The organism is Streptomyces hypolithicus, assembly GCF_052934925.1.
The window spans coordinates 196,472-221,377 of sequence record NZ_CM128811.1; the positions used below are offsets into that span (position 1 = coordinate 196,472).

Consider the following 24,906-nt stretch of genomic DNA (forward strand, 5'->3'; position numbering starts at 1 on the left):
CGCAACCTGGGGAGGGGCGAGGACCATGAGGGCGGGAGCGTTCGAAGCGGCCACCGGCGACGGGCCGACGTCCGAACCGGCGGACGGGCGACGGGCCGCCGAAGTGCGGGCCGCCTTCGAGGGGCTGATACAGATCCGGCGCCTGACGAACACGTCCGCCGAGGACCCCGAGACGCTCCCCGCCGCCTGGGAGGTCAATCAGGCCGTGCGTGCGGTGGCCCTGACGCTGGAGGCCGCGGGATCCGCCCCCTCCGCCACCGACGCGACGGGCGCACGCACCACGACCGGCTACCGGGTCGGGCCAGGCGAGCGGCCCGGGACGGCCCGGGTGGAATGGCTCGGCCCGCCGGGCAGCGGAGCCGCCCAGCAGGAACAGGACGCCCTGGCCGGGTGCGCCGCGGCACTGGAGCGGGCCGGCTGGACGACGCTGCTCTACCGGGGCCCGCGCAAACGGCGCTTCCTGGAGGTCGAGCCACCGGCGGATCCCCATCGGAGGAGTTCCAGGTGATCGTCTGGCTGAACGGTGCCTTCGGCAGCGGCAAAACCACGCTCGTGGAGGAGCTGCGCGGGCGCCGCCCCGACGCGCTGGTGTTCGACCCGGAACACGTCGGCTATCTGCTGCGCGCCGTCGTCGACGTGCCGACCGGCAACTTCCAGGACCTGCCGCTGTGGCGCAGGCATGTCACGGCCCTGGCCGTCGACCTGGTCACCACGTACGAGCGGCTCTTCTGGTTCCGATGACGCTGGTGGTCCGCAGTACGCCACCGAGATCTTCGGCGGCCTCCGGGACGCCGGGGTGGCAGTCCACCACTTCTTCCTGAAGGTCAATGCCGGGAAGCTTGGCTTGATCATCTCGTGTGGCTGTCGGGCTCCGCGGTGGTCGGCGGGGTTGTGTCGAGTGGGATGATTTCGATCCCGTATCCGGTGATTTTTGTGCTGCGGCTGGCCGGCCCGGCGGGTTTCGAGGGGAAGATGGAGCTGGGGCGTTTCACGGTCCGGGGGCAGACCCGCAGGCGTCGCTCGGCCGATCGCAGGTTCGCCAGCAGCGACGTGGTCATCTCGGCGAGGTGGGTGCCGATCCGCGCCGTGGTGCGGATCACGGTGTCCCGGGCGACGGTCAGGGCGACAGTGAAGGAGAGCCGGTCGGCATCGAGCCCGTGGCCGGCGGCGGTGGAACTGATCGTGCGGCGGATCGCCTGGTGGGTGACGAGATACGCCCAGATCTCCTGGTTGACCAGCGCGGGTGTCTTCGATCTCAGGACGGCGCGTGCCCCGCGCTGAGTGATCTTCAAGTCCCGGAATTCGAGCTCGGATTCCCACCGCTGGGAATACAGTGCGGCCAGTTCACCGGCGGGGAAGGCCGCAGGGTCGAGCAAGGTGGTGATGAGCCGGTAGGGCTCATGGCGTCGTGACCCGTCGGCGGCCTCGATGACGACCACCATCTCGATCACCCGGATCCGTACCGACCGGGGCCGCCCCGCCAGGGCTTTCGTGATGTTCTTGTGCGCGTGCCGGGTCGCGAGCCAGGAGCCGTCGGGCAGGACCTCGTCGGGGACCAGCCGCACCGCCGCCGAGATCCGCCACAACAGATCCGCCCCGCCGGCGGCGGCATCGACCCACAGCAGCCAGCCCGGGAATCCCCGGTCGGCCAGGACCAGCATCCCGGGGCGCATCCGGTCCAGCAGGCGCCGTGTCAGGTCCTGCTCACAGACCCGGCGGATGTCGAACGCCACCCCGAGCAGCGCCCGGGTCCCGCACTCGATCAGCGCGACCAGGCGGACCTGGGGGAACGCGGCGATCCGCCGCTGATTGCGGGTCCGGCCGAACACCGCGTTCACCGCGGTGTCGGCGACCTCGAGAAACGTGCCGTCCACCGAGGCCAGCCGAAGCCCCCGCCAGAACACCCCCGGCATCGCGACCGTGCCGACCGGCCCGGCGATCCGCTCGAACAGTAACCGGAACGGCTCCGGGCCCAGCGTGACGCGGCGCTGCCGCAGCGCCGAGGAGGAGACCAGCTGGCCCCGCGCGGCCAGCCGCGCCGTCCCACCGGCCAGCTTCGACAGCACCGACCGGTAGCCGTCTCTCGGGAACAGCGTCAACGCGAGCACGAAGAACACACACGTCACCGCGCAGAGTTTGCCGTCACTACGCCGGTCCCCGCGGCCGGAAGCCGCCAGCACATCCGTGACCATCCGCCGTGTCACAACCTGGCGCAACACACCCAGCTGCCCCGTCTGTCCCGCGCTCGCACGCGACGACCCCTCTATGCCAGACTCCCCAGACAACGAAGCTCCTGTTCCGAACAAGTCGATCGTGGTAGATCGCTCGTTCTACAGGAGCTTCGCTGCATCCAGCGCCCGCACACGAGATGATCAAGCCAAGCTTCCCGGCATTGTCCTGAAGGTGTCCCCGGACGAACTCGCACGCCGCCTTGACGCCCGCACGGTCGCACCGGGCGACCCGGAGCGCGATGAGGCTGCCAGGCGGTGGGGCAAGGCACGGATCGCGGAGTGTGTGGCCGCCGTCGGCAGCCTGCCGGTCGGCACGGTCCTGCTGGCCGGTGAGCGGCGCACGCGTGAGCTGGCCGACGAGGTGCTGGCGTACGTCGCCGCCGCGCCCTGACGCACGCCGTCCCCCTGCCCGGCGGTTCGGCCGGGCAGGGGGACGGTGTGGTGCTCAGTCGATACCGGGGAGGATGTGCGGCTCGGCCAGGTCGTCCTCGTATCCGGCCAGCCTGATGGGGGCCGAGCGGGACCACACTTCGAGGCTGCCCAGCTCGTCGGGCCTGCGGCGGCGGGCCTGGGCCCGTTCACCGCCTTCTTGGGACCGCTTGTCCTGCTTCGTCATCTCTGGCGTCACCGCGCACTCCTCTGTGTCGCGCAACCCGTCGGACGAGTCGCCGTGGCCTGGGCCGGCAGCGACCGGACACCCGACGGGTCCGGAAAGTTGGGGCAGTTCGGTCGCGGTGGCGCCGGTTAGTCACTCTGGAGAGGCCTTGGTGGGGCTGTCCGTGCCCAACAGAGTACCCATATGAGCGGGCTCGCGCTCGATGGATTCCGTCGCCTTTCGGCCTGCTGCCCTTCGCGCCGCGTTCAGCGGCAGGGTGGCGCCCTGTGATCTGCTCGAAAACCAGGGAGCACCTCACCGGCTCAGCGCTTCGGAGGAGGAACGCGATGGAGCTGCGCAGCGTCGAGGAAGTGATGTCCGTGCTGCACGCCTGTCGGGGCGCCTGGGACGCCCCCGACCGCAGCGGCGATCGGGTCGACCTGCACGACCACGCGCTCCAGACGGCGCATCTGCTGCGCCGCTCGCACCCCAGCGACAAGGAGCTGCAAGTGGCCGGCCTCGTCCATGACCTGGGGCATCTGCTGCGGCCTGGCGACGACGCCGGCCACGCGGACCTGGCCGCCGACGTGGTGCGCCCGCTGCTGGGCGGGCGGGTCGCCCGGCTCGTACAGCTGCATGTTGCGGCGAAGCGCTATCTGGCGACGGCGGAGCCGGGGCGGCCGCTGTCGGCGCAGAGCGAACTGACCCTGGAACGTCAGGGCGGGGCGATGACCCCCGCGGAGGCTGCGGAGTTCGCCCGCGATCCGCTGGCGGACGCTGTCCTCAGCCTGCGCCAGGCGGACGACGCCGGCAAGGTCGTCGGCCTGGACGCCGGGGTGATGGAGGACTGGCGGCCGGTGCTGAAAGGCGTTGCGGCCGCACACAAGTCCGGTGGCTCACAGCGCGCTTGACGAGCTGACGGCCACCGGACCGGGCGCCACGTGGTGGCCTACCAGTTGGCCGGTGCGTAGTCCTTCAGGAACACCCCGAAGACGTCTTCGCCGTCCTCGCCGCGCACGATCGGGTCGTAGACCCGGGCGGCGCCGTCGACCAGGTCGAGCGGGGCGTGGAACCCCTCCTCGGCGAGCCGCATCTTGTCGGGGTGCGGGCGCTCGTCGGTGATCCAGCCGGTGTCGACGGCGGTCATCAGGATGCCGTCGGCCTCCAGCATCTCTTGGGCGCTGGTGCGGGTGAGCATGTTCAGCGCGGCCTTGGCCATGTTGGTGTGCGGGTGCCCCGCGCCCTTGTAACCACGGCTGAAGACGCCCTCCATCGCGGAGACGTTCACGACGTACTTGCGGTGGCCCGTCGCGGCGGCCATCGCCGGGCGCAAGCGGCTGATCAGGATGAACGGCGCCGTCGAGTTGCACAGCTGCACTTCGAGCAGTTCGACCGGGTCGACCTCGGAAACTGTCTGGATCCAGCTGTTGGTGTCGTCCAGGTCGGGTACGAGCCCGCCTGCGTCGATCGCCGTACCCGCCTCGATACGGGCGAGCGAGGCGGACCCCGTCACCAGCGCCAGATCAGTGACCTGCTGGGCGGTCAGGCCCTCGGGGCGGGCGGTGGGCAAGGAGAGCTGGGCTCCGGAGCCGAAAGCGCCGATGACCTCGGAGGCGGGCAGCTCACCTGCGGGCAGCGGCGCGGACTCGGCGCCGATCAGCTCGCTGTACGCGCGCGGAGAGCGGCGTACGGTCTGCGCGGCGTTGTTGATGAGGATGTCGAGCGGGCCCTCGGCCGCGACCGAGTCGGCGAGCGCGACGACCTGGGCGGGGTCGCGCAGGTCAATGCCGACGATCTTGAGGCGGTGGATCCAGTCGTCGCTGTCCGGCATGGCCTTGAACCGGCGGATCGCGTCACTGGGGAAGCGCGTGGTGATCGTCGTGTGCGCGCCGTCCCGCAGCAGCCGCAGCGCGATGTACATGCCGATCTTGGCGCGGCCGCCGGTGAGCAGGGCACGCTTGCCGGTGAGGTCGGTGCGGGCGTCACGGCGGGCGCGGTTCTCGGCGGCGCACTTCTGGCACAGCTGGTGGTAGAACGCGTCGACCTCGACGTAGCGGGTCTTGCAGATGTAGCAGGACCGGGGCCGCTGGAGGATGCCCGCGATCTCGGCGGCGGCTGTGGAGGACGGCAGGACGCCTTGGGTCTCGTCGTCGATGCGTTCGGCGGAGCCGGTGGCGGTGGCGTGGGTGACGGCCCGGTCGTGGGCGGTCTTCGCGGCGCGGCGCTCCTGGCGGCGGCGCTGCTTGACGGTCCGGTAGATGCCGGCGGTGGCGCGGCGTACCGCCACGGCGTCGGGGTGGTCGACATCCAGCTTGTCGAGCTCGTCGAGCACGCTCAGGCACACAGCCATGCGGTCCGGGTCGATGCCGGGGCCGAACACCTGGCTGTCCTGGCCGTCCGGAAGGTCGCTGTACGCCGGACTCTCCTCTGTCACCGTCATCGCCGCTGCTGTCCTCGTGTCGCTCGTGTCGTTCGGGTGGTGCGGTACCAAAATCCGAACTTTACGTAGGCGGGACGCTCAGAGCCAAATGGCGGACGCTGCCGGGGGCCCGGTTGTGATGAACATCGCCCGGCAGCGCGCGCGGGGTGTGTGGTCAGTCCGCAGCGGGATGCGCGACAGGGGGCCGGGGCGGGCGGTCGAAGACACAGTCGCCGCACAGGCCACCGGCGGGGCAGCGGTAGTAGAGGCAGCAGCTGCGGCGACGGAAGGCGGCGCCTGCGGCCAGGGTTCCGGTGCTGCTCAGGCCGGCGTGGCCGAAGAGCTCGGCGGCCAGGCCCAGGGCCCGCTCCCCCACCTCCGGGCGCCCCTGCCGGTGCGCCCACGTATGGATCTCACGGGCGGCCCCGGCCAGGGCCGAGCCTGTGTTGCCTCGCAGCAGCTCGGGCGAGATACGGCCGTCCCTGCGCAGCGCCCCCGCGAGCGGTTCGAGGTGTCCGTGCTGCACCACTTCGCGGATGCTCTCGGCCGTGGCGGGCAGGGCGCGCGGGGCGGCAGCCAGCCACAGGTCGTCGGGCGATGTCAGGGCACCGTCCCAGCGCAGCTCGTCCGGCGCGAGGTCGGGGAACTCGCCGTACAGCGCCGCCGCCCCCAGTGCCGGCGACCACAGCCGGGCCGCGAGGCCCAGGTGCGCGATGGACGCGGCGATCCTGCGCTCGGGGGCGCGCAGCCGGGCTTGCACCGTGTCGACACGGGAGGCAAGCGCGTGCGCGCCGCCGATGTCTCCCGCGTAGACCCGCGCCAGCGGGATGTGCGAGCCGGTGTCCGGCGCGCGGGTGCGCAGCGCGAAGAATCCACCGATGGACGCCACTTCTGCCAGATCCACGTCCCTACCACTCCCCCACCCGCCGTGCACTGCCTTCCCGCCCCGGGCAGCCGTATTCCACCCGGGAGGAGGACTGCGGCGTACTCCCATACTACGAGGGCAGTACATGGAAATGCCTGCTGAAGGACGACGACACCAAGCCGCCCGCACGACATCGTGGCTCATATGAGTGCCCTCGCGCTGTCCGTGCTGCTGGCGCTGGTCTCCGCCGTCGCGTACGCGGCCGGGGCCATCGTGCAGGAGCGCGTCGCGTCCACGATCCCGAACGCTCCCTTCGCCCCGCTGCGCCACGGCGCCTGGTGGGCGGCCGTGGCGCTCAACGGTGTGGGCGCGCTGCTGCATGTGGGGGCCCTGGCTTACGGGCCGCTGAGTCTGGTCCAGCCGCTGGGCGCGCTGACGATCGTCTTCGCGCTGCCGCTGGCAGCCGTCTTCGTTCGCAGTGGGGCGGGCGCCGCCGCCTGGCGCGGCGCGCTCTTGGCCACCGCGGGTCTCGCCGGGCTGCTGTCGTTGACGGGGAGCGCCGAAGCACAGGCGCTGGACGGCGGCGAGCAGCTGCTGGTGGGGCCGGCGACGGCGGGCGCGGTGGCGGCGCTGTTCCTGGTGGCGCAGCGGATGGACAGTGAGCGCGCACGGAGCGTGGTGCTGGCGGTGGCGGCGGGTGTCGCGTTCGGTATCGGGTCGGTGTTCACGAAGACCGTGGCCGCCGACTGGCCGGCGTCGGGCCCGGCCCCGCAGTGGCTGGGTGTGGCGGCCGTCGTCGGGCTGGCGGCCGTGGGCATGCTGCTGTCCCAGGCCTCCTACCGGGGCGCCGGGCTGGCCGCCCCGCTGGCCACGGTCACCGTGGTCAATCCGGTGGTCGCGGCCGCCGTCGGCATCACGCTCTTCGGGGAGCGGTTCCGGTACGGGGCGACCGGCGCAGCCCTCGCCCTGTGCTGCGGGGCCGTCGCGGCGGCCGGGCTGATCCTGCTGGCCAGGGAGCGCCCCGACACCCGCGCGGAGCAGGAGCGGCAGCGGCCCCCCGGCCCGGAGCGGACGCCGAAGCCGGCACCCTCCAGGGCCTGTCCGGCGGATCAGGGCCGGGCAGGCCCCAGGGCTCAGACGGCGGCGCCGCCCGCCCTGAGGTAGGCCAGGGGGTCGATGTCCGAGCCGTAGCCGGGGCCCATACGTACCTCGAAGTGCAGGTGCGGCCCGGTGCTGTTGCCGGTGGAGCCGGAGCGTCCGATGCGCTGCCCGGCGCCCACCTTCTGGCCGTCGCGCACGGTGAGGGCCGACAGGTGCGCGTACTGGCTGTACTTGCCGTCGTCGTGCCGAAGCACGACCTGGTAGCCGTACGCCCCGCCCCAGCCCGCCGAGACGACCCGGCCGGGGGCGACGGCCTTCACGGCAGTGCCGGTGGGCACGGGGAAGTCGACACCGGTGTGGTAGCCCCTGGCCCAGGACGAACCGGCGGCGCGATAGGGGGTGCTGGGGCCGGTCTCGACGGGTGCGGTGAGGGCCGACGACGAGCCGGTCTTCCTCGGGGGCGACGGCGGCGACAGCTTGGTGTCGGAGGCGCGCTCGACGTCCTTGCGCTTGGTGGCCGCCTTGTCCGGCGTCTTGTCAGCCACCTTGCCGGCCGCCCTGCCCGGCGACGGCTTCTTCTTGTCCGCCGAGGGCTTGGTCTCGGGCCTGGGCGCGGTCTGCTGCCCGCCGCGCAGTGAGAGGTGCTGGCCGGGATGGATCAGGTCCGGGTCCGGGCCGACGACGGCGCGGTTCGCGGCGTACAGGCGCTGCCAGCCGCCCCTTACGTTCTCGGTGTCGGCGATGGTGGAGAGCGAGTCACCGCGGGAGACGGTGTACGTCGCCCCCTTGCCGGGATCCGAGGTACGGGAGTCGGTGGGCGCGCGGGGAGCCGGGACCTTCGCGGTGCGTTCCGTCTGCGTCCGCGCCTGGGTCTTCGGGGCCGGCGCCCCGCTCTTGGGCCCGGCCCCGATGTCCGCTGCGTCGCCGCCCCGGACCAGGCCGGCCCGTACCGAGCACAACGGCCACGCTGTGGGGCCCTGTCCCTCGAGCACCTTCTCCGCGACGGAGATCTGCTGGTCCCTGGTGGCGAGGTCGGCGCGCGGGGCGTAGGCGGCGCCGCCGTACGCCTGCCAGGTGGACTGCTTGAACTGGAGCCCGCCGTAGTAGCCGTTACCCGTGTTGATCTTCCAGTCGCCGGTCGCCTCGCAGGCCGCGACCTTCTCCCAGACGTCCACGGAGGCCGCCTCGGCCGGCCCCGCCGCCACCAGGGGGAGGGCTATCCCGGCACTGCCCGCCGTCACCGTCAGCGATGCACGGTTGATGCGGCTCGGCTGGTACCGGCGGTGTCTCCCGGATGCGGCCATGGCTCAGTTCCCCCCAGATATCCGCTGACGCGTCGCACACAACGCTCGCAATCGGCAAAAGTACGGCCCCCGCACACGCCGTGACAAGAGCCAGTTCGGCTAACTCTCGCTTGCTGGTGGCATATTGACGCCTTGAAGATCAGTGCACGGCCATGAACAGCAGCAGCAATGAACGGCACGGTCCGTCGGGACGTATCCCTGCGGACGAAGAATCGGACACCCCAGGAGCTCACGCATGAGTGGCAACGCCCAGATCGGTGTAACGGGACTCGCGGTAATGGGCAGCAATCTCGCCCGCAACTTCGCGCGCAACGGCTACACGGTCGCGCTGCACAATCGCACGGCCGCCAAGACGCACGCGCTGGTCGACGAATTCGGCGACGAGGGAACGTTCGTGGCGACCGAGTCGGCCCAGGACTTCGTGGCCGCGCTGGAACGCCCGCGCCGCCTGGTCGTGATGGTGAAGGCGGGTGAGCCGACCGACGCGGTCATCCGGGAGTTCGCGACGCTCCTGGAACCGGGTGACGTGATCATCGACGGCGGCAACGCCCACTTCGAGGACACCCGGCGTCGCGAGAAGGAGATGCGCGAACACGGCGTCCACTTCGTGGGTACGGGCATCTCGGGCGGCGAGGAGGGCGCGCTGCACGGCCCGAGCATCATGCCGGGCGGCTCAGCCGAGTCGTACGAATCCCTCGGCCCCATCCTGGAGAAGATCGCCGCGAAGGCGAAGGACGGCACCCCCTGCGTCGCCCACATCGGGGCGGACGGCGCCGGCCACTTCGTCAAGATGGTCCACAACGGCATCGAGTACGCCGATATGCAGCTGATCGCCGAGGCGTATCACCTGCTGCGCGCGGTGGCGGGCTACAGCCCGGAGAAGATCTCCGAGACGTTCCGCTCCTGGAACACCGGGCGGCTCGACTCGTATCTGATCGAGATCACGGCGGAGGTACTGGCCCACCTCGACGACGCCACCGGGAAGCCGTTCGTCGACGTCGTCGCCGACGAGGCCGAGCAGAAGGGCACGGGCCGCTGGACCGTGCAGATCGCGCTCGACCTGGGGGTGCCGGTGTCCGGCATCGCCGAGGCCGTGTTCGCCCGCTCGGTGTCCGGCCACCGCGACCTGCGGCAGGCGTCGCGCGCGCTGCCGGGGCCGACAGCCACGCCGCTGGGCGAGGCCGCTGCGGCCGCCTTCGCCGACCAGGTCGAGCAGGCGCTGTACGCGTCGAAGCTCGTGTCGTACACCCAGGGCTTCCACCAGATCCGGGCGGGCAGCGAGACGTACGACTGGGAGATCGACCTCGGCGCCGTGGCGGCGCTCTGGCGGGCGGGCTGCATCATCCGGGCGGCGTTCCTGGACCGGATCAGGGCCGCCTACGACGCCGATCCCGGCCTGGTGAGCCTGCTCTCCGACAAGGGCTTCACCGAGGAGATCGGTGCGGCGCAGGACGACTGGCGCGCGGTCGTCGCCGCCGGCGCGGTCCAGGGGGTTCCGACGCCGGGCTTCTCTGCGGCGCTCGCGTACTACGACGCGCTGCGCGCGGAACGCCTGCCCGCCGCGCTCACCCAGGGGCAGCGGGACTTCTTCGGGGCGCACACCTACCGGCGCACCGACCGCGAGGGCGCGTTCCACACCCTCTGGGGCGGTGACCGGTCGGAGGTGAGCGCCGGCTGATACCGCCGGTCAAGCCCCGGCAGGTCCCGGGGCCGGCTCCGGTTCGGGTACGGGGTCGGGCCCCGGCGGCTTCGGGATCGGATCGGGCGTCGGCATGGGCGGCACCGGTACGGGGCCGGGCGCGGGCCCCGGCAGCGGGCCCGGCTCGGGGCCGGGGCCGGGCGGGCCGGGGGTCGGCGACGGCGGTACGGGGTCGGGCGTGGGATGGGTCACGGCTGGTCTCCTGCCTGTCGTGCGACGAATTGCAAGACCCACTTTCTCCCCGTGCTGCTGCCCCCGCCTTCCGGGACCACACCTGCGGACCGCCCGGCACGCCCCGGACGGCGGCAGCCGCCGCTCGCAGGCCCGGCGCCGGGCTGGACAGCACGCCGGTACCGATGCGGGTTCGGGCCGCCGCGTCCGCCATGGAGGCCTGGGCCAGCACGACGGCGTCCGCCGGTGACCGCGTCGACGGCGCGGGCGACCAGGTCCAGGTACCCGTCCCGGTCCCCGTCCTCGATCCGCTGCCAGGCACCTTCGGCCAACACGGTACGCACCCGCACCCGCCGACCGGCCGCGTCCGCCTCCTCGCTGATCAGCTCGCAGGTGGGCCCGAGGGTGCTGCCCAGCGCCGCGACCACCGCGATACGGGCCGTGTCGCGCTCCGGGGCGGCGGTGACCGCAGCGGCGGCCATCGGACGGTCGACCCGCAGTACGGGCACACCGAGCCGTGCGGAGTGCGCCTCGGCCGCGGCGCCGATCGTGGAGCAGGTGCAGAGCACCGCGGTGGCGCCGCCCTCGCGGACGGCGGCCTCCAGCACGGCGCCGATCGCGGAGTCCGCCGCGCCGGGCCCGCCGGAGCGGGCGCGGGCCAGCAGTTCCTCGTACACCAGATGGCGCAGGCGCAGGCCGGGGTGTTCCCGGTCTCGCAGGGCGTCGAAGACGGGCACATGGACCGGCGAGGTGTGCAGCAGAGCGAGCATCCGGGGCAGGTTAGACCGGCGGCGACGTGCAGCCGGCCGCGCACAGCACACCCCTGCGTCCAGACTGGTGAAAGACCGGCCCCCTCTGCGGGGCCGAAAGGTGGAAACCTCGCCAGGCTGATTTTCTGATGAGGTCATAACGGCCTGGTGCGCGATAGGGGGCGGATCAGCCCGCGGCGTCGGATGCGGTGCATCGCAAGGCGGCGGAGCGTCCTCATAGCGGAGCTATGAGGGCGTTTCGCCAACGCGGCGAGGTGCTGTAGCCGGCGTCGCGGGCCCGTCCCCTATCGCGCACCAGGCCGTAAGCCAACGCTGAAGGAGCACCCAGTGTCACCAAAGCGTCAGAAGCTCTCCTACACGGTGCCGGGCATGAGCCCGGAGAAGAGCGGGGAGGTCATCGAACTGCTGCAGATGCGGCTGCACTCGCTCAATGATCTCGCCCTCACCCTCAAGCACATTCACTGGAACGTCGTGGGCCCGCATTTCATCGCCGTGCACGAAATGATCGACCCCCAGGTGGATCAGGTCCGTGCCATGACCGACGACCTCGCGGAGCGCATCTCCACGCTCGGCGGTGAACCGCACGGCACACCGGGCGCCGTGGTCTCCGAACGTACGTGGAACGACTATTCGATCGGCCGGGCCGAAGCCATCGAACACCTCGGGGCGCTCGACCTCGTCTATACCGAGATCGTCAAGGACCACCGCGCGGGGATGGAGGCCACTGAGAAACTGGACCCCGTCACCCAGGACATGCTCATCGAGCAGCTGCGCGGCCTGGAACTGTTCCAGTGGTTCGTCCGCGCCCACCTCGAATCCAGCGGCGGCAAACTCAGCACGGCCGGCGCCACCACCGAGACGGCCGCCGCCGGACAGGCGGCCAAACAGGCACGCAACCAGCCCTGAGCCTCCGGCAGCCACGCGTGCCTGTCACGCCTGTTCCGGCCCCTTTGGCGGGGGGCCGGGACAGGCTGCCCAGCGGGGCGCTCACGCCCCCGTCACTTCTGGTCGCCGCGGTGCCGGCCGCCGGGCAGGAACTCCTGTACCTTCGCCTTCAGCCCCTGCTTGACCATGGACGCGCTGTCGCTGTCGCCCTTGAGTACGGCCGCTGCGGCGGCCCCGATCTGGTCCAGCGACGCATGCGGCGGGATCGGCGGCACCGCCGGGTCGGTCCGGAAGTCGATCACGAACGGGCGGTCGGCCGCCAGGGCCTGCTTCCACGCCGCCACGACGTGCTTGGGCTTCTCGACACGCACACCCGCCAGCCCGATGCGTTCGGCGATGTCGGCGTACGGCAGATCGGGGAGGTGCTGCGACTCCTCGAACTGGGGGGCACCCGACATGGCACGCATCTCCCAGGTGACCTGGTTGAGGTCCCCGTTGTTCAGCACGGCCACGATCAGGCGCGGGTCGGACCACTCGCGCCAGTACTTCGCCGCCGTGACCATCTCCATCATGCCGTTCATCTGCATGGCCCCGTCCCCGACCAGAGCGATCGCCGGGCGGTCCGGGTGGGCGAACTTCGCACCGATCGCGTACGGAACGCCAGGGCCCATCGTCGCCAGAGTCCCCGACAGGGAGCCCCGCATCCGGCCCCGCAACCGCAGATGGCGGGCGTACCAGTTCGCGGCCGACCCTGAGTCGGCGGTGATGACGGCGTTCTCGGGCAGCAAGGCGTCCAGCGCGTGGACCACGTACTCCGGGTTGATCGGATCGGCGTCCACGGCGGCCCGCCGCTGCATGACCTCCCACCAACGGACGACGTCCTTCTCGATCTTCTCCCGCCAGGCGCGGCTCTCCTTGCGGTGCAGGCGCGGCAGCAGCCGCTGCAACGTCTCGCGGGAATCACCGACGAGGTTGACCTCGAACGGATAGCGCAGCCCGATCATGTGCGGGTCGATGTCGATCTGCACCGCGCGTGCCTGGTCGAGGCCCGGCATGAACTGCGTGTAGGGGAAGCTGGATCCGATCATCAGCAGGGTGTCGCAGTCCTGCATCAGCTCGTACGACGGGCGGGTGCCCAGTAGCCCGATCGAGCCGGTCACGTACGGCAGATCGTCCGGCAGTACGTCCTTGCCGAGTAGCGCCTTGGCCACGCCCGCGCCCAGCACGTCCGCCAGCCGTTCGACTTCCGCCCGCGCTCCGCGCGCCCCCTGGCCGATGAGTACGGCCACCTTCTCCCCGGCGTTGAGGATCTGCGCGGCCCGCTCGAGGTCCTCGTCGGCGGGCACCGGAGCGTACGTGCCCAGGCCCAGGCTGGAGGGGACCATCTTGAACGCGTGCGTCGGCGGGCTGTAGTCCAGGTCCTGCACGTCGGCGGGGAGGATGACCGCGGTGACGGTGCGCTTGGCGTACGCGGTACGCATGGCCCGGTCGATGAGGTTCGGCAGCTGCTCGGGGACCATCGCCGTCTCGCAGAAGTCCGAGGCCACGTCCTTGTACAGGTTCTGCAGGTCCACTTCCTGCTGGTACGAGCCGCCCATGGCGCTCCGGTTGGTCTGGCCCACCAGCGCGACCACGGGAACGTGGTCCAGCTTCGCGTCGTAGAGCCCGTTCAGCAGATGGATCGCACCGGGACCCGAGGTTGCGGCGCACACCCCGACCCTGCCGGAGAACTTGGCGTAACCGACGGCCTGGAACGCGGACATCTCCTCGTGCCGCGACTGCACGAACTTCGGCTTGTTGTCGGCACGTCCCCAGGCGGCGAGCAGCCCGTTGATCCCGTCCCCCGCGTAGGCGAAGACGTGTTCCACATCCCACTCGCGCAACCGCTGGAGGATGTAGTCGGACACCTTCATGCCGGCCATCGGTACTCCGTTCCTCAGAGAAAACGTCAGCGCCTGCCCGGGTCTCGACTGGGCGTCAGGAGCTATGGGCGAAACAGGCAAATCGGGCCACCCGGCGTCGGCGCAGCAACGGGCCCCCGGCCGACGAGACCGGGGACCCGAGCTCTGCGCGCCACGTCTACGGGAACGTCGACTCGGCGGCGTCGGCCTGCGCGGTCGCGTCGGACACGGGCGTCTCGTAGCGGGCCAGGGCGAGGCCCAGGGCGAAGAACGTGGGCGCCCACTCTCCGACGAAGATGCCCCAGCGGTCCGCCCGTTCGAGACCACGGGCCTCAGCCTTGATCGACACCACCCATGAGGCCACGGACAGACCGATGGACGCGAAGCCCGCGGCGTAGGCGTGCTCACTCGTCACGCCGGTCTCGTGCAACTTCTTAACGATCATCACAGCTCCCGACAGCAGACAGAAGAACGGGGGAAGCGGGTAAGGGCGTCGCCCGTACGGCATCATCGGCGCCCCTCAAGGCGCTGCCGCACCAGTGGAACCGGCCCGTCACTCCAGCAGAACACCGGTTCGCCGGACCCGCCACCCGCGCCGCACCGTGGCGCAGGCGAACCACGCCGGCGGCGGTCAGGCACCCGTGTTCGCCGCTTCACGCGTCGTCGGACAGCCCCCTGCGACGCTTGTCCACGACCGCGGCCGCCGCGAGCACGGTGGCCGCGAAGGCCAGGGCCAGCGTCCAGGGCTGGTTGAAGCGGTGGCTCGTGGCGTGGTCGAGGGAGTAGCGGCCCGGTCCCATGACGGCGATCGCGGCGGCGGTGAAGCCGAGGAATCCGGGGTACTCGAAACCACCTTCCTGGGCGAAGAACCCGGCCGGCGCGTGGACGGAGACGGCCCCCGCCATCACTCCGGCAGCCGCCGCACCGGCGACCGGCGTGGCGAGGCCCAGGGCCAGCAGCGCGCCGCCGCCGGCCTCGCCAAGACCGGACGCGAGGGCGCTCTGCCTCCCCGGCCTGAACCCCATCTGCTCCATCACGGGCGCGGTCCCCTCCAGACCACCCCCGCCGAACCAGCCGAACAGCTTCTGCGAGCCGTGCGCCATCAGGACCGCGCCGGCACCAAGTCGCAGGCCGAGCAGGCCGAGGTCACGCCGGTTGGTACATGCCATGCGGTCCGAAAGGGGCTGGTCAGGTCACCACTTTCGGCACGAACTTCTCCGCCCGCATCCGGAGCCCCGGGGTCGGCGCGGGGGTGACAAGGGTTTTCCCCGTATCGGGTTCATCTCGCCGTTCCCTACTGTCTGCCGCACCGGCGCATCCCGTCCCCTGATCTCTACCTATCAGGTGCATGTAAATGCTGGATGGTGCGCCGGAGGCGGCCCTTGACCAGGGGTCGTAGCGCCGGCGGCGGCGCACGGGCTCACCCGGCCCAGGAACGGCGGACTGCGGCCCCCACGCCGAACCGCGGTTCCCGCGCCGCCGCCCCGCTCCACTGCACGTCGTCAGTTGAAAGGGAACACCTTGAACGGTTCCAGGCGGAGACTCATATCCGTCGTTGCCGCGAGCGCCACCCTCGCCGGTGTCGTCGCCACCTCCTCCGTGGCGCTCGCCGCCGCCCCGGCGGACCCCTCCCCGAAGCCCGCCCCGGCTTCCCAGTCCATGACCTCACTGCCGTCCGCCCCGGTGGAGAAGGTCATCGTCACGTACAAGTCCAAAACGGCCGAGGCCGGTTCCAACACCGCGGTCAAGGCCGACGCCGCTGCCAAGGGCAGGGCGACGGGCGAGAGCCTGTCGTTCGACCGACGTCTGGCCGGCGGCGCCGCCCTGGTCGACCTGGGCGGTGAGGCGTCCAAGAAGGACCTGACCGAGGTCCTGGACGCTTTCCGCGCGGACTCCTCGGTCGCGTACGCCGAACCCGACATCCGTGCCTACGCGATGGCGGCGGCCCCGAACGACACCGAGTACGCCAAGCAGTGGGACCTGTTCGAGGCGACCGGCGGCATGAACGTCCCCGGCTCCTGGGACAAGGCCACCGGAACCGGCGTCACTGTCGCCGTCATCGACACCGGTTACGCCGCCCACACGGACCTCGCGGCCAACGTGGTCTCCGGGTACGACTTCATCTCCGCGTCCGCGGACGCCCGCGACGGCAACGGCCGCGACAGCGACGCCAAGGACGAGGGCGACTGGAACGCCACCGACGGCGAGTGCGGCGCGGGTTCCAAGGCGAGCAACTCGTCGTGGCACGGCACGCACGTGGCCGGCACGATCGGCGCCACCACCGGCAACAGCACGGGCGTCGCGGGCATCGCGTACAGCGCGAAGATCCAGCCTGTGCGCGTGCTGGGCAAGTGCGGCGGCTCCTCCTCCGACATCGCCGACGCCATCACCTGGGCGTCCGGCGGTACGGTCCCGGGCGTCCCCGCGAACCCGACCCCGGCCAAGGTCATCAACCTGAGCCTCGGCGGCGCCAGTTCCACCTGCCCCAGCGTCTACCAGAACGCCGTCAACGGCGCCGTCTCGCGCGGCACCACCGTCGTCGTCGCGGCCGGCAACAGCAACGCCAACGCGTCCGGCTTCACGCCCGCCAACTGCTCCGGTGTCATCAACGTGGCGTCGACCAGCCGTGAGGGCAACCGTTCGTTCTACTCGAACTACGGCACCAGCATCGATGTCTCCGCGCCCGGTGGCGAGACCCGCCGCGCCACCGACACCCCCGGCACCATCACCACCCCCGAGAACGGCATCCTCTCGACGCTGAACTCCGGTGCCACCATCCAGTCGTCGGAGAACTACAAGCCCTACCAGGGCACTTCAATGGCCGCACCGCACATCGCCGGGCTCGCCGCCCTGCTGAAGTCCGCCAAGAGTTCGCTGACCCCGGCCGAGATCGAGTCCGCGGTCAAGAACAACGCCCGGCCGCTGCCCGGCACGTGCACCGGCGGGTGCGGTGCGGGCATCGCCGACGCGACGAAGACCATGAACGCCGTCACCGGCTCCACCGGCGGCGGTTCGACGTTCTCGAACGCCGCGAACGTGACGATCAATGACAACGCGACCGTCTCGTCCTCCATCGCCGTCACCGACCGCACCGGAAACGCCCCCGCCGCCCTCAAGGTCGACGTGGACATCAAGCACACCTGGCGCGGCGACCTGGCCGTCGACCTGATCGCCCCGGACGGGACCGTGCGGGGTCTGAAGGCCTCATCGTCCTCCGACAGCGCCGACAACGTGCTCGCGACGTACACGGTCGACGCGTCGAGCGAGGTCGCCAATGGCACCTGGAAGCTCCAGGTACGCGATGTGGCCTCGGGTGACACCGGCTACATCGACAGCTGGAGTCTCACCTTCTGAGACAGCTGAGAAACCGCTTCACCGCAGCTCAGGGGGCGTGTCCGCAGCAGGTTTCGCGGGCACGCCCTGCGGTGCTCGTGTCCGTATGCCGGACGCGAGAGCTGGACGGCGGCGGTCGACTTCGTATTCTCTGCTCGCACGGGCAGAGGGCTCGCGCACGCCGGAGGGTGGTGGTGGGCAGATGACATCGTCGGCACAGCGCCCCGCGCCGGTCGGGCGGGCCGAGATCCTCGCGCGCCTCGAACGGGTCCTGCACACCCGCGGGCGCGCCCTGCTCACCGGGCCCGCGGGCGTCGGCAAGACGGAACTCGCCCTGGCCACGGCGGCTCGCGCCGAGTCCCGGGGCGAGCGGGTGCTGTGGCTCGCCACCCTGCCCACCGACCCGGACATACCGGGTGCGGCCGCCGCCGCACTCGTCGCGTCCGTCTCTGCCTGCGTGGCCTGGCCTGCGCCGGGGACGCACAGTGCGTCGGGCGGCCCGGGGACGTACGACGTCCTGGACGGACTGCCGGGGCCGCAGCGGACCGCGGTGGCCATGCTGTGCCGGGAGGCTCCCGTGCCGGAGGCCGGCTGGGACCCCATAGCCCTGCGGCTCGCCCTGACCCGGATCCTGCGTACCCTCGCCGAACGCGGCCCCGTCCTGCTGGTCGTCGACGGGGTGCACCGGGTCGACGCCGACAGTGCCGATCTGCTGCGGTTCGCGCTGCACCTCGCCCCCGCCGCCGTGCGGGTGATCGCCGTCGACACCCCCCGGCCGGACACCACCGGTCCCGAGCCGCTGTGGACACCGTCCGAGGCCGACATCCTGTTCGTGCCGCCCCTGCAGGCCGACGAGATCGCCGAACTCCTCATCCACCACCGGCTGCCGTCGCGGATGGCCGGCCGCATCCACCGGGCCAGCGGCGGCAACCCCCGCCTCGCGCTCGCCGTGGGCCGGTCGCTGGCCGACGCGCGGACGCCCGTGCACCACGCCGAGGCGCTGACCCTGTCCGGGCGGGCCCGCGACCTCGCGCGGCAGCTGCTCGGCGCCGCGCCCCCCGACGTGCGCCCCACTCTCCTGCTGGCCGCGCTGGCGCTGCGTCCGACGGCCTCGCTGATACGCCGCGCGGGCCGGCCCACGGCCGAGGCCGACCTCGCCGCAGCCGAGCGGGTGAATCTGGTCTGGCTCGCGGAGGACGGCACAGTCCGGTTCACGGCCGGTGTGCTGCCGTCGACGCTGGTGCACGACGCCTGCTGGGCCGAGCGCAGCGCGGGGCACGCCGCGCTCGCGAAGGTGGTGGACGACCCGGTCGAGGAGGTACGCCATCGGGCGCTGGCCACGGACGTCCCCGACGAGGGCCTGGCCGCCGAGGTCGCGGCGGCAGCCGAAGGCGCGCGGCGGCGCGGCAACAGCCCGCTGGCGGCCGAACTGGCCCTGCTGGCCGCCGAGTCCACCCCCGGCCGGGACGGAAACCGGCGGATCGCCCGGCTCGTCGATGCCGCCGAGGAGGCCGCCCGGGCCGCACGCGCCGACCTGGCGATGCGCGCGGCCACCGACCTGCTGGCCAGGGACGCGGCCCCGGCCGACCGGGTGCGCGCCCGGCTCGCCGTACTGGACACGGCGGGGCAGGGGCTGAGCGGTCTCGACGAGGTCTACGTCCACGCCATGGAGGACTCCGATGGCGACACGGCGCTGCGGGCAGCCGTCCTGCTCAGGCTCGCGGTCAAGCACGTCCTGGCCGACGGGGACCCCGTACGCTCGCGGGCCGCCGCCGTCGAGTCCGCCGCGCTCGCCGCCTCGGTGGGCGACCGGCTCACGGCGGCCAAGGCGCTGACCGTCCAGGCGCGCATGGACCGCGCGCTGGGCTCCCCGCACGCGGAGCGGGTGCTCGCCGAGGCGCTGGCCCTGGAGGTGGCCGAGCGTCCGCCCGGCATCCGCAACGCCGCCCAGATCATGACCATCCGGCACGCCATGTTCGACGACCGGCTCAGCGACGCCGGTGACCGGCTGAACGCCCTGCTGCCGCTGGTCGAGAGCCGCGGTCCGGTGGAGGACGCCATCGAACTGTTCCGTACGCTCGCCGAGACGGAGGCCCGGCAGGGTCAGTGTGCGGCCGCGCTCGCCCACGCGGGCCGCTCGCTCGCTCTCACCCTGGAGGCCGGGCTGTCGCCGGGGCCGGCCTGGTACGCGCTGGCGCTCGCCGAGACGGCGGGCGGCAGTTTCGCCCGCGCGGCGAGTTATGCCCGGCGCAGCGTCCGGGCATCCGAGGAGGAAGGCGACCACGTCTTCCTCTCCCGCAGCCGCTACGCCCTCGGCCGGGTCCAGTTGATCAACGGGGACGTGGCGAGCGCCCTGGAGACCCTGCGCCGGGTGCAGGCCGACGAACGGTCGCAGGGGACCGTCGATCCGTCCATGCTGCGCTGGCACGAGGAGCTGGCCGAGGCGCTGCTGGCGGGCGACGCCCCCCAGGAGGCGGCGGCGCTGCTCGCCGAAGTGCGCCCGGTGGCCGAGCGGCTGGGCCATGCGACGGTGCTGCTGGGCTGCGACCGGGCGTACGCGCTGTATCTGGCGGCGAGCGGACGTCCGGACGACGCGGTGACCCTGCTGGCGCGGGCGGCCGAGGGCTTCGCGGCGGCAGGTCTGCCGCTGGAGGGCGGCCGGGCGCTGATCGCCCTGGCCCGGGTGGAGCGCCGCCGCCGCAGACGTTCGGCCGCGCAGAGCGCGCTCACTGCCGCCGCGGCGGTCTTCGAGCGGGCCGGGGCGCTCCCGTGGCTGGCCTTGACCACCGAGACCCCCTCACGTACGGCCGAACCGGCGCCGGCCGGCGGGGACGCCCTGTCGTCGCTGACGGACGCCGAGCTGCGGCTCGCGCTCATGGTCGGCCAGGGGGCCAGCAATCAGGAGGCGGCGGCGAAAATGTACCTGAGTGTGAAGACGGTCGAGGCCCGCCTGACCCGCATATACCAGAAGCTGGACGTGCGTTCACGCGCCCAGCTGGCGACGGCGCTCAACGCCTGGGCGGGCCACCGGCCGTCGGGGGCCGGGTCGGAGCATCCGGCGGCGGGCTGACCGGGTCCCGCAGAACCGAAAAGGCCGTACCGGATTGCTCCGATACGGCCTCCGACCGCGTAAACGCTGGTCGGGACGACAGGATTTGAACCTGCGACCCCTTGACCCCCAGTCAAGTGCGCTACCAAGCTGCGCCACGTCCCGATGCCCGCCTGCGACCTGGGCTTTCCCCGGCCGAGCGCGCACCAGAACAATACCGCACTCCACGGCCGGTCCCCTCCCCCGACAATGGGCGTGTGGACGACGACATGGAACAGCGCAGGCAGGACAGGAGGGACCGCGACCCGGAGGGGCGGGCCCGCAACGCGCGGCCGCGCGACGGGCTCGGCAGGCCGCTGCCGTACGGGGCCGAGGGCGTCGCCAGAGCGCCCGAGGGGGTGGTCCGTACGGGTGAGGAAACCGTCCGCGAGGCACAGCGGCTGCTCGACGCCGGCCTGCCCTTCCACGCGCACGAGGTCTTCGAGGACGCCTGGAAGTCGGGTCCCGAGGCAGAACGCGGCCTGTGGCGCGGGCTCGCCCAGTTGGCCGTGGGCCTCACCCACGCCGCACGCGGCAACACGAACGGCGGCGCCACTCTGCTGCGACGGGGGGCGGCGGGCATCGCGCGGTACGGCGGCGCACGGCCGTACGGACTGACTCTCACCGAACTCACCGCCTGGGCCGAAGCGCTGGCGGACCACGTCGAGCGGGAGGCGGAGCCGGTGGTGGCCGCGGAGGCCGCTCCGCGCCTGGCCGATGGGGCAGACTCGGCGTCGTGAGAAAGAAGATCTACGTCATAGGCATCGGTGCGGGCGACCCGGACCACCTGACGATCCAGGCCGTCAAGGCACTCAACGCGGTGGACGTCTTCTTCCTGCTCGACAAGGGCGAGGAGAAGTCCGACCTGATCCGGCTGCGGCACGAGATCCTGGACCGCCACATCGCGCAGGGCCGGGAGTACCGCCTGGTGGAGGGCCGCGATCCGGACCGCGACCGGAGGGCCGGCGGCGCCGACTACTCCCCCGCGGTCGGCGACTGGCGCAGCCGCCGGGCCGACATCTTCGAGCGGATGATCACCGACGAGCTGGGCGAAGGCCGGACCGGCGCGTTCCTGGTGTGGGGCGACCCGGCGCTGTACGACAGCACGCTCGGCATCCTGGAGGAGATCCTGAAGCGCGGCGCGGTGACCTTCGACCACGAGGTGGTGCCAGGCGTCAGCAGCGTCTCGGCGCTCGTCGCGCGCCACCGCACCGGGCTGAACCGGGTGGCGAAGCCCGTACAGATCACGACGGGCCGGCGGCTTGCCGAGGGCTGGCCCGAGGGCACGGACGACGTGGTGGTGATGCTCGACGCGCACCAGGTCTTCCAGCGGTACGCCGCCGAGGATCCGTACATCTACTGGGGCGCCTACGTCGGAACGGCCGACGAGATCCTCGTCTCGGGACGGCTCTCGGAGGTTTCGGAGCGCATCCTGCGTCTGCGCGCCGAGGCCCGCGCCCGCAAGGGCTGGATCATGGATACGTACCTGCTGCGCCGGGAGTGAGGCGGCCCGGAGGTGGCCCTGAGGTGGCCCCGGACCGGGCCGTTTCGGGAAAGTGGTTCAGGTCACTCGATTCAAGGCGTAACGAAATGGCGCGAGCGTGCGATGAACTCACAGGTGTCGTCGCGCTGCCCATACGTCATGCGACCTCGCCTCGCCATCATTTTTTGCTACGAGAGGCTCCTCGTGTCGGTCAGTCCGTCCCGCCCGTTTCCACAGGAGATTGCGGAATCCCCTTCCCTGGTCGCTCTGATCGAGCGCGGCAAGGAGCAGGGTCACATCAACGGCGACGACGTACGCCACGCCTTCGAGGCGGACAGCATTCCCGCGGACCAGCTGAAGCGGGTGCTGCGCAGCCTCAACCAGGTCCTCGACGAGGAGGGCGTGACGCTCATGGTGACCGCCCCCAAGGCGGCCGCCAAGGCTCCCGTCAAGCGTGCCCGCAAGACCGTCGCCGCACGGGACGAGGAGAAGCGCCCGGCCAAGAAGGCCGCAGTGAAGAAGACCGTCAAGAAGACCGCATCGGCGGCTTCGCAGGCGGCCCCCGCGTCAATATCGGTACCCGGCGCCGACGACGCCGAAGAGGCACCGGCCGCTGCGGCGGCCCCCGCGAAGCGCGCCGCGAAGAAGACGACCGCGAAGAAGGCGGCAGCCAAAAAGAGCGCCGCGGCCCCCGAGGAGCCGCAGCCCGACGCGTGGGCCGAGGACCAGGGCGCCGGCGACGAGGCCGACGACAAGCCCGCGAAGCAGCCGCAGCAGGGTGACGGCTACGTCCTGTCCGACGAGGACGAGGACGACGCTCCCGCGCAGCAGGTCATGGTCGCCGGCGCCACCGCCGACCCGGTCAAGGACTACCTGAAGCTGATCGGCAAGGTGCCGCTGCTCAACGCCGAGCAGGAGGTCGAGCTCGCCAAGCGCATCGAGGCGGGTCTCTTCTCCGAGCACAAACTGGAGGAGGAGGACGAGCAGGACGCCGTCTTCCGCCGCGAGCTGGAGATCCTGGTCGCGGACGGCCGCCGCGCGAAGAACCACCTGCTCGAAGCGAACCTGCGTCTGGTGGTCTCGCTGGCCAAGCGCTACACGGGCCGCGGCATGCTCTTCCTGGACCTGATCCAGGAGGGCAACGTCGGTCTGATCCGCGCGGTCGAGAAGTTCGACTACACCAAGGGCTTCAAGTTCTCGACGTACGCCACCTGGTGGATCAGGCAGGCGATCACCCGCGCGATGGCCGACCAGGCCCGCACCATCCGTATCCCCGTGCACATGGTCGAGGTCATCAACAAGCTGGCCCGCGTGCAGCGCCAGATGCTCCAGGACCTGGGCCGCGAGCCCACCCCGGAGGAGCTGGCCAAGGAACTCGACATGACCCCGGAGAAGGTCGTCGAGGTCCAGAAGTACGGCCGCGAGCCGATCTCGCTGCACACCCCGCTGGGTGAGGAGGGTGACAGCGAGTTCGGTGACCTCATCGAGGACTCCGAGGCGGTCGTGCCGGCCGACGCGGTCTCCTTCACGTTCCTGCAGGAGCAGCTGCACTCGGTGCTCGACACCCTCTCCGAGCGGGAGGCGGGCGTCGTCTCCATGCGCTTCGGCCTTGCGGACGGTCAGCCGAAGACGCTGGACGAGATCGGCAAGGTCTACGGCGTGACGCGTGAGCGCATCCGCCAGATCGAGTCGAAGACGATGTCGAAACTGCGCCACCCGTCGCGCTCGCAGGTCCTGCGCGACTACCTCGACTAAGACCGACCGGCAATTGGGGGCGCCCCGGCGGGTTCTTCACCCGCCGGGGCGCCGCGCCTTTCGGGGCGCCGCGCTTTTCGGGGCGCCCCGCTTTTCGGGGCGCCCCGCTTTTCGGGGCGCCCCGCTTTTCGGGGCGCCCCGCTTTTCGGGGCGCCCCGCTTTTCGGGGCGCCCCGCTTTTCGGGGCGCCCCGCTTTTCGGGGTCAGGGAATGACGAACGCGTCCGACGCCACCGCCGCCGCGAGGCCGGCCATCAGCAGCCAGGTGCCCAGCCGGGTGCGTCCGCGCCGGCTGAGCTCGATGACGACGCCGCACAGGATGAGCGCCAGCCCGTACACCCCGACGACCAGCACCGACGACCGGCTCGCCAGCCGCACCGCCAGCACCACGGCCACCGCCAGCATCAGGACCGACGCCCCGGCGACCCGCATCCGCCTGGCCTGACGTGGCGTGAGGCCGGTTCCGGTGCCGCCCATGGACTGTTCCTGGTCGCAAGCGCTCATGAGTGCGGATCGTAATCGCTCGTCCGAGAGTGCGCTCCGGCGGCCCACGACCCGTCCGGCGTCACCGCGGCAGCGGTGCGATAGATTTCGCCTCTCCTTGCCCACGATCCACTTCACCCGCGGAGACTGAAAACCCCAATGGAAGACATCGTCAACGGACTTGGCCGCTCCGCCGCCTACGGCGCTCTGGGCGTGGTGCTGCTGACCCTGGGCATTTTCCTGGTGGACGCCCTGACTCCGGGCAAGCTCGGTCGGCAGATATGGCAGGAGCGCAACCGCAACGCCGCGGTTCTGCTCAGCTCGGCGCTGCTGGGCATCGGCGGGATCGTGTTCACGTCGATCTGGACGACGTACAACGACTTCGGCAAGGGCCTGGTGTCGACCGCCGTCTTCGGTGTGCTCGGGCTCGTCATGATGGCCGTCGCATTCCTCGTGGTCGACCTGGTGACGCCAGGGAAGCTGGGCGAGACTCTGGTGGAGCCCGAGCCGCATCCGGCGGTCTGGGTGACCGCGTCCTGCAACATCGCGGTGGCCGCGATCATTTCGGCGTCGATCGCCTGACCTGTCGCCCGACCTATCGGCCGGCCTATCGCCCGACCGCTCTCTCCGCGACACCCGCGTCCCGAAGGCCGCCCCCGCAACTGCGGGGGCGGCCTTTCGCGTACGCACACAGGGCCCAGCCGTCACCCGTTCGGTTACTCCTCGCGCACAACTATGAGCCCAGTGTGCAAAATTGGCGATTCTAAACCCACCGGCACCGCCCGTGCGGAGGGTTGCGTAAATATGCCATAGCGCCGATCCCAT

22 protein-coding genes, 1 tRNA gene and 2 pseudogenes are annotated in these 24,906 nt (G+C 71.5%); 13 read left to right on the forward strand and 12 right to left on the reverse strand.

Annotation, left to right across the window (positions count from 1 at the left end; genetic code table 11):
* The first annotated feature begins 25 nt into the window (after positions 1-25).
* Positions 26-508, forward strand: coding sequence for a hypothetical protein (locus ACU6WZ_RS01035; RefSeq protein ID WP_447031208.1), 483 nt, complete (start codon positions 26-28; stop codon positions 506-508).
* Positions 505-829, forward strand: a pseudogene (locus ACU6WZ_RS01040) (AAA family ATPase); the annotation flags it as partial. The gene ACU6WZ_RS01035 and the pseudogene ACU6WZ_RS01040, both read left to right, overlap by 4 nt.
* 19 nt (positions 830-848) lie before the next feature.
* On the opposite strand, the gene ACU6WZ_RS01045 reads toward ACU6WZ_RS01040, so the two are convergent.
* Entirely contained in the window at positions 849-2,192 is a 1,344-nt protein-coding gene (locus ACU6WZ_RS01045; protein ID WP_447028847.1) for an IS4 family transposase, read from the reverse strand.
* A 211-nt stretch (positions 2,193-2,403) separates the two neighbouring features.
* Between ACU6WZ_RS01045 and ACU6WZ_RS01050 the strand changes: the two genes are divergently transcribed.
* Positions 2,404-2,622 (forward strand): hypothetical protein, encoded by a 219-nt coding sequence (locus ACU6WZ_RS01050; RefSeq protein WP_447031209.1) that lies wholly within the window; start codon positions 2,404-2,406, stop codon positions 2,620-2,622.
* A gap of 54 nt (positions 2,623-2,676) precedes the next feature.
* On the opposite strand, the gene ACU6WZ_RS01055 is transcribed toward ACU6WZ_RS01050, so the two are convergent.
* The gene (locus ACU6WZ_RS01055; protein WP_447031210.1) at positions 2,677-2,859 is read right to left on the reverse strand and encodes a hypothetical protein; all 183 of its coding nucleotides are present in this window, start codon (positions 2,857-2,859) and stop codon (positions 2,677-2,679) included.
* Positions 2,860-3,173: 314 nt separating this feature from the next.
* On the opposite strand from ACU6WZ_RS01055, the gene ACU6WZ_RS01060 reads away from it, so the two are divergent.
* A complete protein-coding gene (locus ACU6WZ_RS01060; protein WP_447031211.1) occupies positions 3,174-3,737 on the forward strand; it encodes an inositol oxygenase family protein in 564 nt (187 codons plus the stop codon).
* 38 nt (positions 3,738-3,775) lie between these two features.
* Here ACU6WZ_RS01060 and ACU6WZ_RS01065 read toward each other — a convergent pair whose 3' ends face one another.
* Both ACU6WZ_RS01065 and ACU6WZ_RS01070 read right to left on the reverse strand, forming a co-directional pair.
* Positions 3,776-5,266, reverse strand: a complete 1,491-nt coding sequence (locus ACU6WZ_RS01065; protein WP_447031212.1) for an SDR family NAD(P)-dependent oxidoreductase — start codon at positions 5,264-5,266, stop codon at positions 3,776-3,778.
* Between the two features lie 154 nt (positions 5,267-5,420).
* Entirely contained in the window at positions 5,421-6,149 is a 729-nt protein-coding gene (locus ACU6WZ_RS01070; RefSeq protein ID WP_447031213.1) for a (2Fe-2S)-binding protein, read from the reverse strand.
* 165 nt (positions 6,150-6,314) lie between these two features.
* Between ACU6WZ_RS01070 and ACU6WZ_RS01075 the strand changes: the two genes are divergently transcribed.
* The gene (locus ACU6WZ_RS01075) at positions 6,315-7,274 is read left to right on the forward strand and encodes a DMT family transporter (protein WP_447031214.1); all 960 of its coding nucleotides are present in this window, start codon (positions 6,315-6,317) and stop codon (positions 7,272-7,274) included.
* Here the strand turns inward: ACU6WZ_RS01075 and ACU6WZ_RS01080 are convergent.
* The gene (locus tag ACU6WZ_RS01080; protein WP_447031215.1) at positions 7,244-8,515 is read right to left on the reverse strand and encodes a transglycosylase family protein; all 1,272 of its coding nucleotides are present in this window, start codon (positions 8,513-8,515) and stop codon (positions 7,244-7,246) included. The two genes, ACU6WZ_RS01075 and ACU6WZ_RS01080, sit on opposite strands and share 31 nt — an antisense overlap.
* Positions 8,516-8,750: 235 nt before the next feature.
* On the opposite strand from ACU6WZ_RS01080, the gene gnd reads away from it, so the two are divergent.
* A complete protein-coding gene (gene gnd, locus ACU6WZ_RS01085) occupies positions 8,751-10,193 on the forward strand; it encodes an NADP-dependent phosphogluconate dehydrogenase (protein ID WP_447031216.1) in 1,443 nt (480 codons plus the stop codon).
* 9 nt (positions 10,194-10,202) lie between these two features.
* Here gnd and ACU6WZ_RS01090 read toward each other — a convergent pair whose 3' ends face one another.
* Together ACU6WZ_RS01090 and ACU6WZ_RS01095 are read right to left on the reverse strand one after the other, a co-directional pair.
* The gene (locus tag ACU6WZ_RS01090; RefSeq protein WP_447034338.1) at positions 10,203-10,406 is read right to left on the reverse strand and encodes a hypothetical protein; all 204 of its coding nucleotides are present in this window, start codon (positions 10,404-10,406) and stop codon (positions 10,203-10,205) included.
* 100 nt (positions 10,407-10,506) lie between these two features.
* A pseudogene (locus ACU6WZ_RS01095) lies at positions 10,507-11,155 on the reverse strand (aspartate/glutamate racemase family protein); the annotation flags it as partial.
* Positions 11,156-11,524: 369 nt separating this feature from the next.
* Here ACU6WZ_RS01095 and ACU6WZ_RS01100 point away from each other — a divergent pair.
* Positions 11,525-12,061 (forward strand): Dps family protein, encoded by a 537-nt coding sequence (locus tag ACU6WZ_RS01100; protein ID WP_447034322.1) that lies wholly within the window; start codon positions 11,525-11,527, stop codon positions 12,059-12,061.
* A 92-nt stretch (positions 12,062-12,153) separates the two neighbouring features.
* Here the strand turns inward: ACU6WZ_RS01100 and ACU6WZ_RS01105 are convergent, their stop codons facing one another.
* The 3 genes from ACU6WZ_RS01105 to ACU6WZ_RS01115 all read right to left on the reverse strand — a co-directional run bounded on the left by ACU6WZ_RS01105 (position 12,154) and on the right by ACU6WZ_RS01115 (position 15,110).
* Positions 12,154-13,953 (reverse strand): thiamine pyrophosphate-requiring protein, encoded by a 1,800-nt coding sequence (locus ACU6WZ_RS01105; RefSeq protein WP_447034324.1) that lies wholly within the window; start codon positions 13,951-13,953, stop codon positions 12,154-12,156.
* A 166-nt stretch (positions 13,954-14,119) separates the two neighbouring features.
* Complete coding sequence (locus ACU6WZ_RS01110) at positions 14,120-14,386, reverse strand: hypothetical protein (RefSeq protein WP_447031217.1); 267 nt, start codon at positions 14,384-14,386, stop codon at positions 14,120-14,122.
* A 208-nt stretch (positions 14,387-14,594) separates the two neighbouring features.
* Entirely contained in the window at positions 14,595-15,110 is a 516-nt protein-coding gene (locus ACU6WZ_RS01115) for a DoxX family protein (RefSeq protein ID WP_447031218.1), read from the reverse strand.
* Positions 15,111-15,462: 352 nt separating this feature from the next.
* Between ACU6WZ_RS01115 and ACU6WZ_RS01120 the strand changes: the two genes are divergently transcribed.
* Positions 15,463-17,295 (forward strand): S8 family serine peptidase, encoded by a 1,833-nt coding sequence (locus tag ACU6WZ_RS01120; protein ID WP_514132733.1) that lies wholly within the window; start codon positions 15,463-15,465, stop codon positions 17,293-17,295.
* Between the two features lie 181 nt (positions 17,296-17,476).
* Positions 17,477-20,344 (forward strand): helix-turn-helix transcriptional regulator, encoded by a 2,868-nt coding sequence (locus ACU6WZ_RS01125; protein ID WP_447031220.1) that lies wholly within the window; start codon positions 17,477-17,479, stop codon positions 20,342-20,344.
* 67 nt (positions 20,345-20,411) lie between these two features.
* On the opposite strand, the gene ACU6WZ_RS01130 is transcribed toward ACU6WZ_RS01125, so the two are convergent.
* Positions 20,412-20,488 (reverse strand) — tRNA-Pro (locus tag ACU6WZ_RS01130).
* A gap of 104 nt (positions 20,489-20,592) precedes the next feature.
* Here ACU6WZ_RS01130 and ACU6WZ_RS01135 point away from each other — a divergent pair.
* The 3 genes from ACU6WZ_RS01135 (at position 20,593) to ACU6WZ_RS01145 (ending at position 23,600) form a co-directional block, all read left to right on the forward strand.
* A complete protein-coding gene (locus tag ACU6WZ_RS01135) occupies positions 20,593-21,102 on the forward strand; it encodes a DUF309 domain-containing protein (protein ID WP_447034328.1) in 510 nt (169 codons plus the stop codon).
* On the forward strand, positions 21,099-21,866 hold the full coding sequence (cobF, locus tag ACU6WZ_RS01140) for a precorrin-6A synthase (deacetylating) (RefSeq protein WP_447031221.1): 768 nt from the start codon (positions 21,099-21,101) through the stop codon (positions 21,864-21,866). Before ACU6WZ_RS01135 ends, cobF begins: the two co-directional genes overlap by 4 nt.
* Before the next feature lie 138 nt (positions 21,867-22,004).
* Positions 22,005-23,600, forward strand: coding sequence for an RNA polymerase sigma factor (locus ACU6WZ_RS01145; protein WP_447031223.1), 1,596 nt, complete (start codon positions 22,005-22,007; stop codon positions 23,598-23,600).
* A gap of 202 nt (positions 23,601-23,802) precedes the next feature.
* On the opposite strand, the gene ACU6WZ_RS01150 is transcribed toward ACU6WZ_RS01145, so the two are convergent.
* Complete coding sequence (locus ACU6WZ_RS01150) at positions 23,803-24,102, reverse strand: hypothetical protein (protein ID WP_447031224.1); 300 nt, start codon at positions 24,100-24,102, stop codon at positions 23,803-23,805.
* 138 nt (positions 24,103-24,240) lie between these two features.
* On the opposite strand from ACU6WZ_RS01150, the gene ACU6WZ_RS01155 reads away from it, so the two are divergent.
* On the forward strand, positions 24,241-24,663 hold the full coding sequence (locus tag ACU6WZ_RS01155; protein ID WP_447031225.1) for a DUF350 domain-containing protein: 423 nt from the start codon (positions 24,241-24,243) through the stop codon (positions 24,661-24,663).
* The last annotated feature ends 243 nt before the right edge of the window (positions 24,664-24,906 follow it).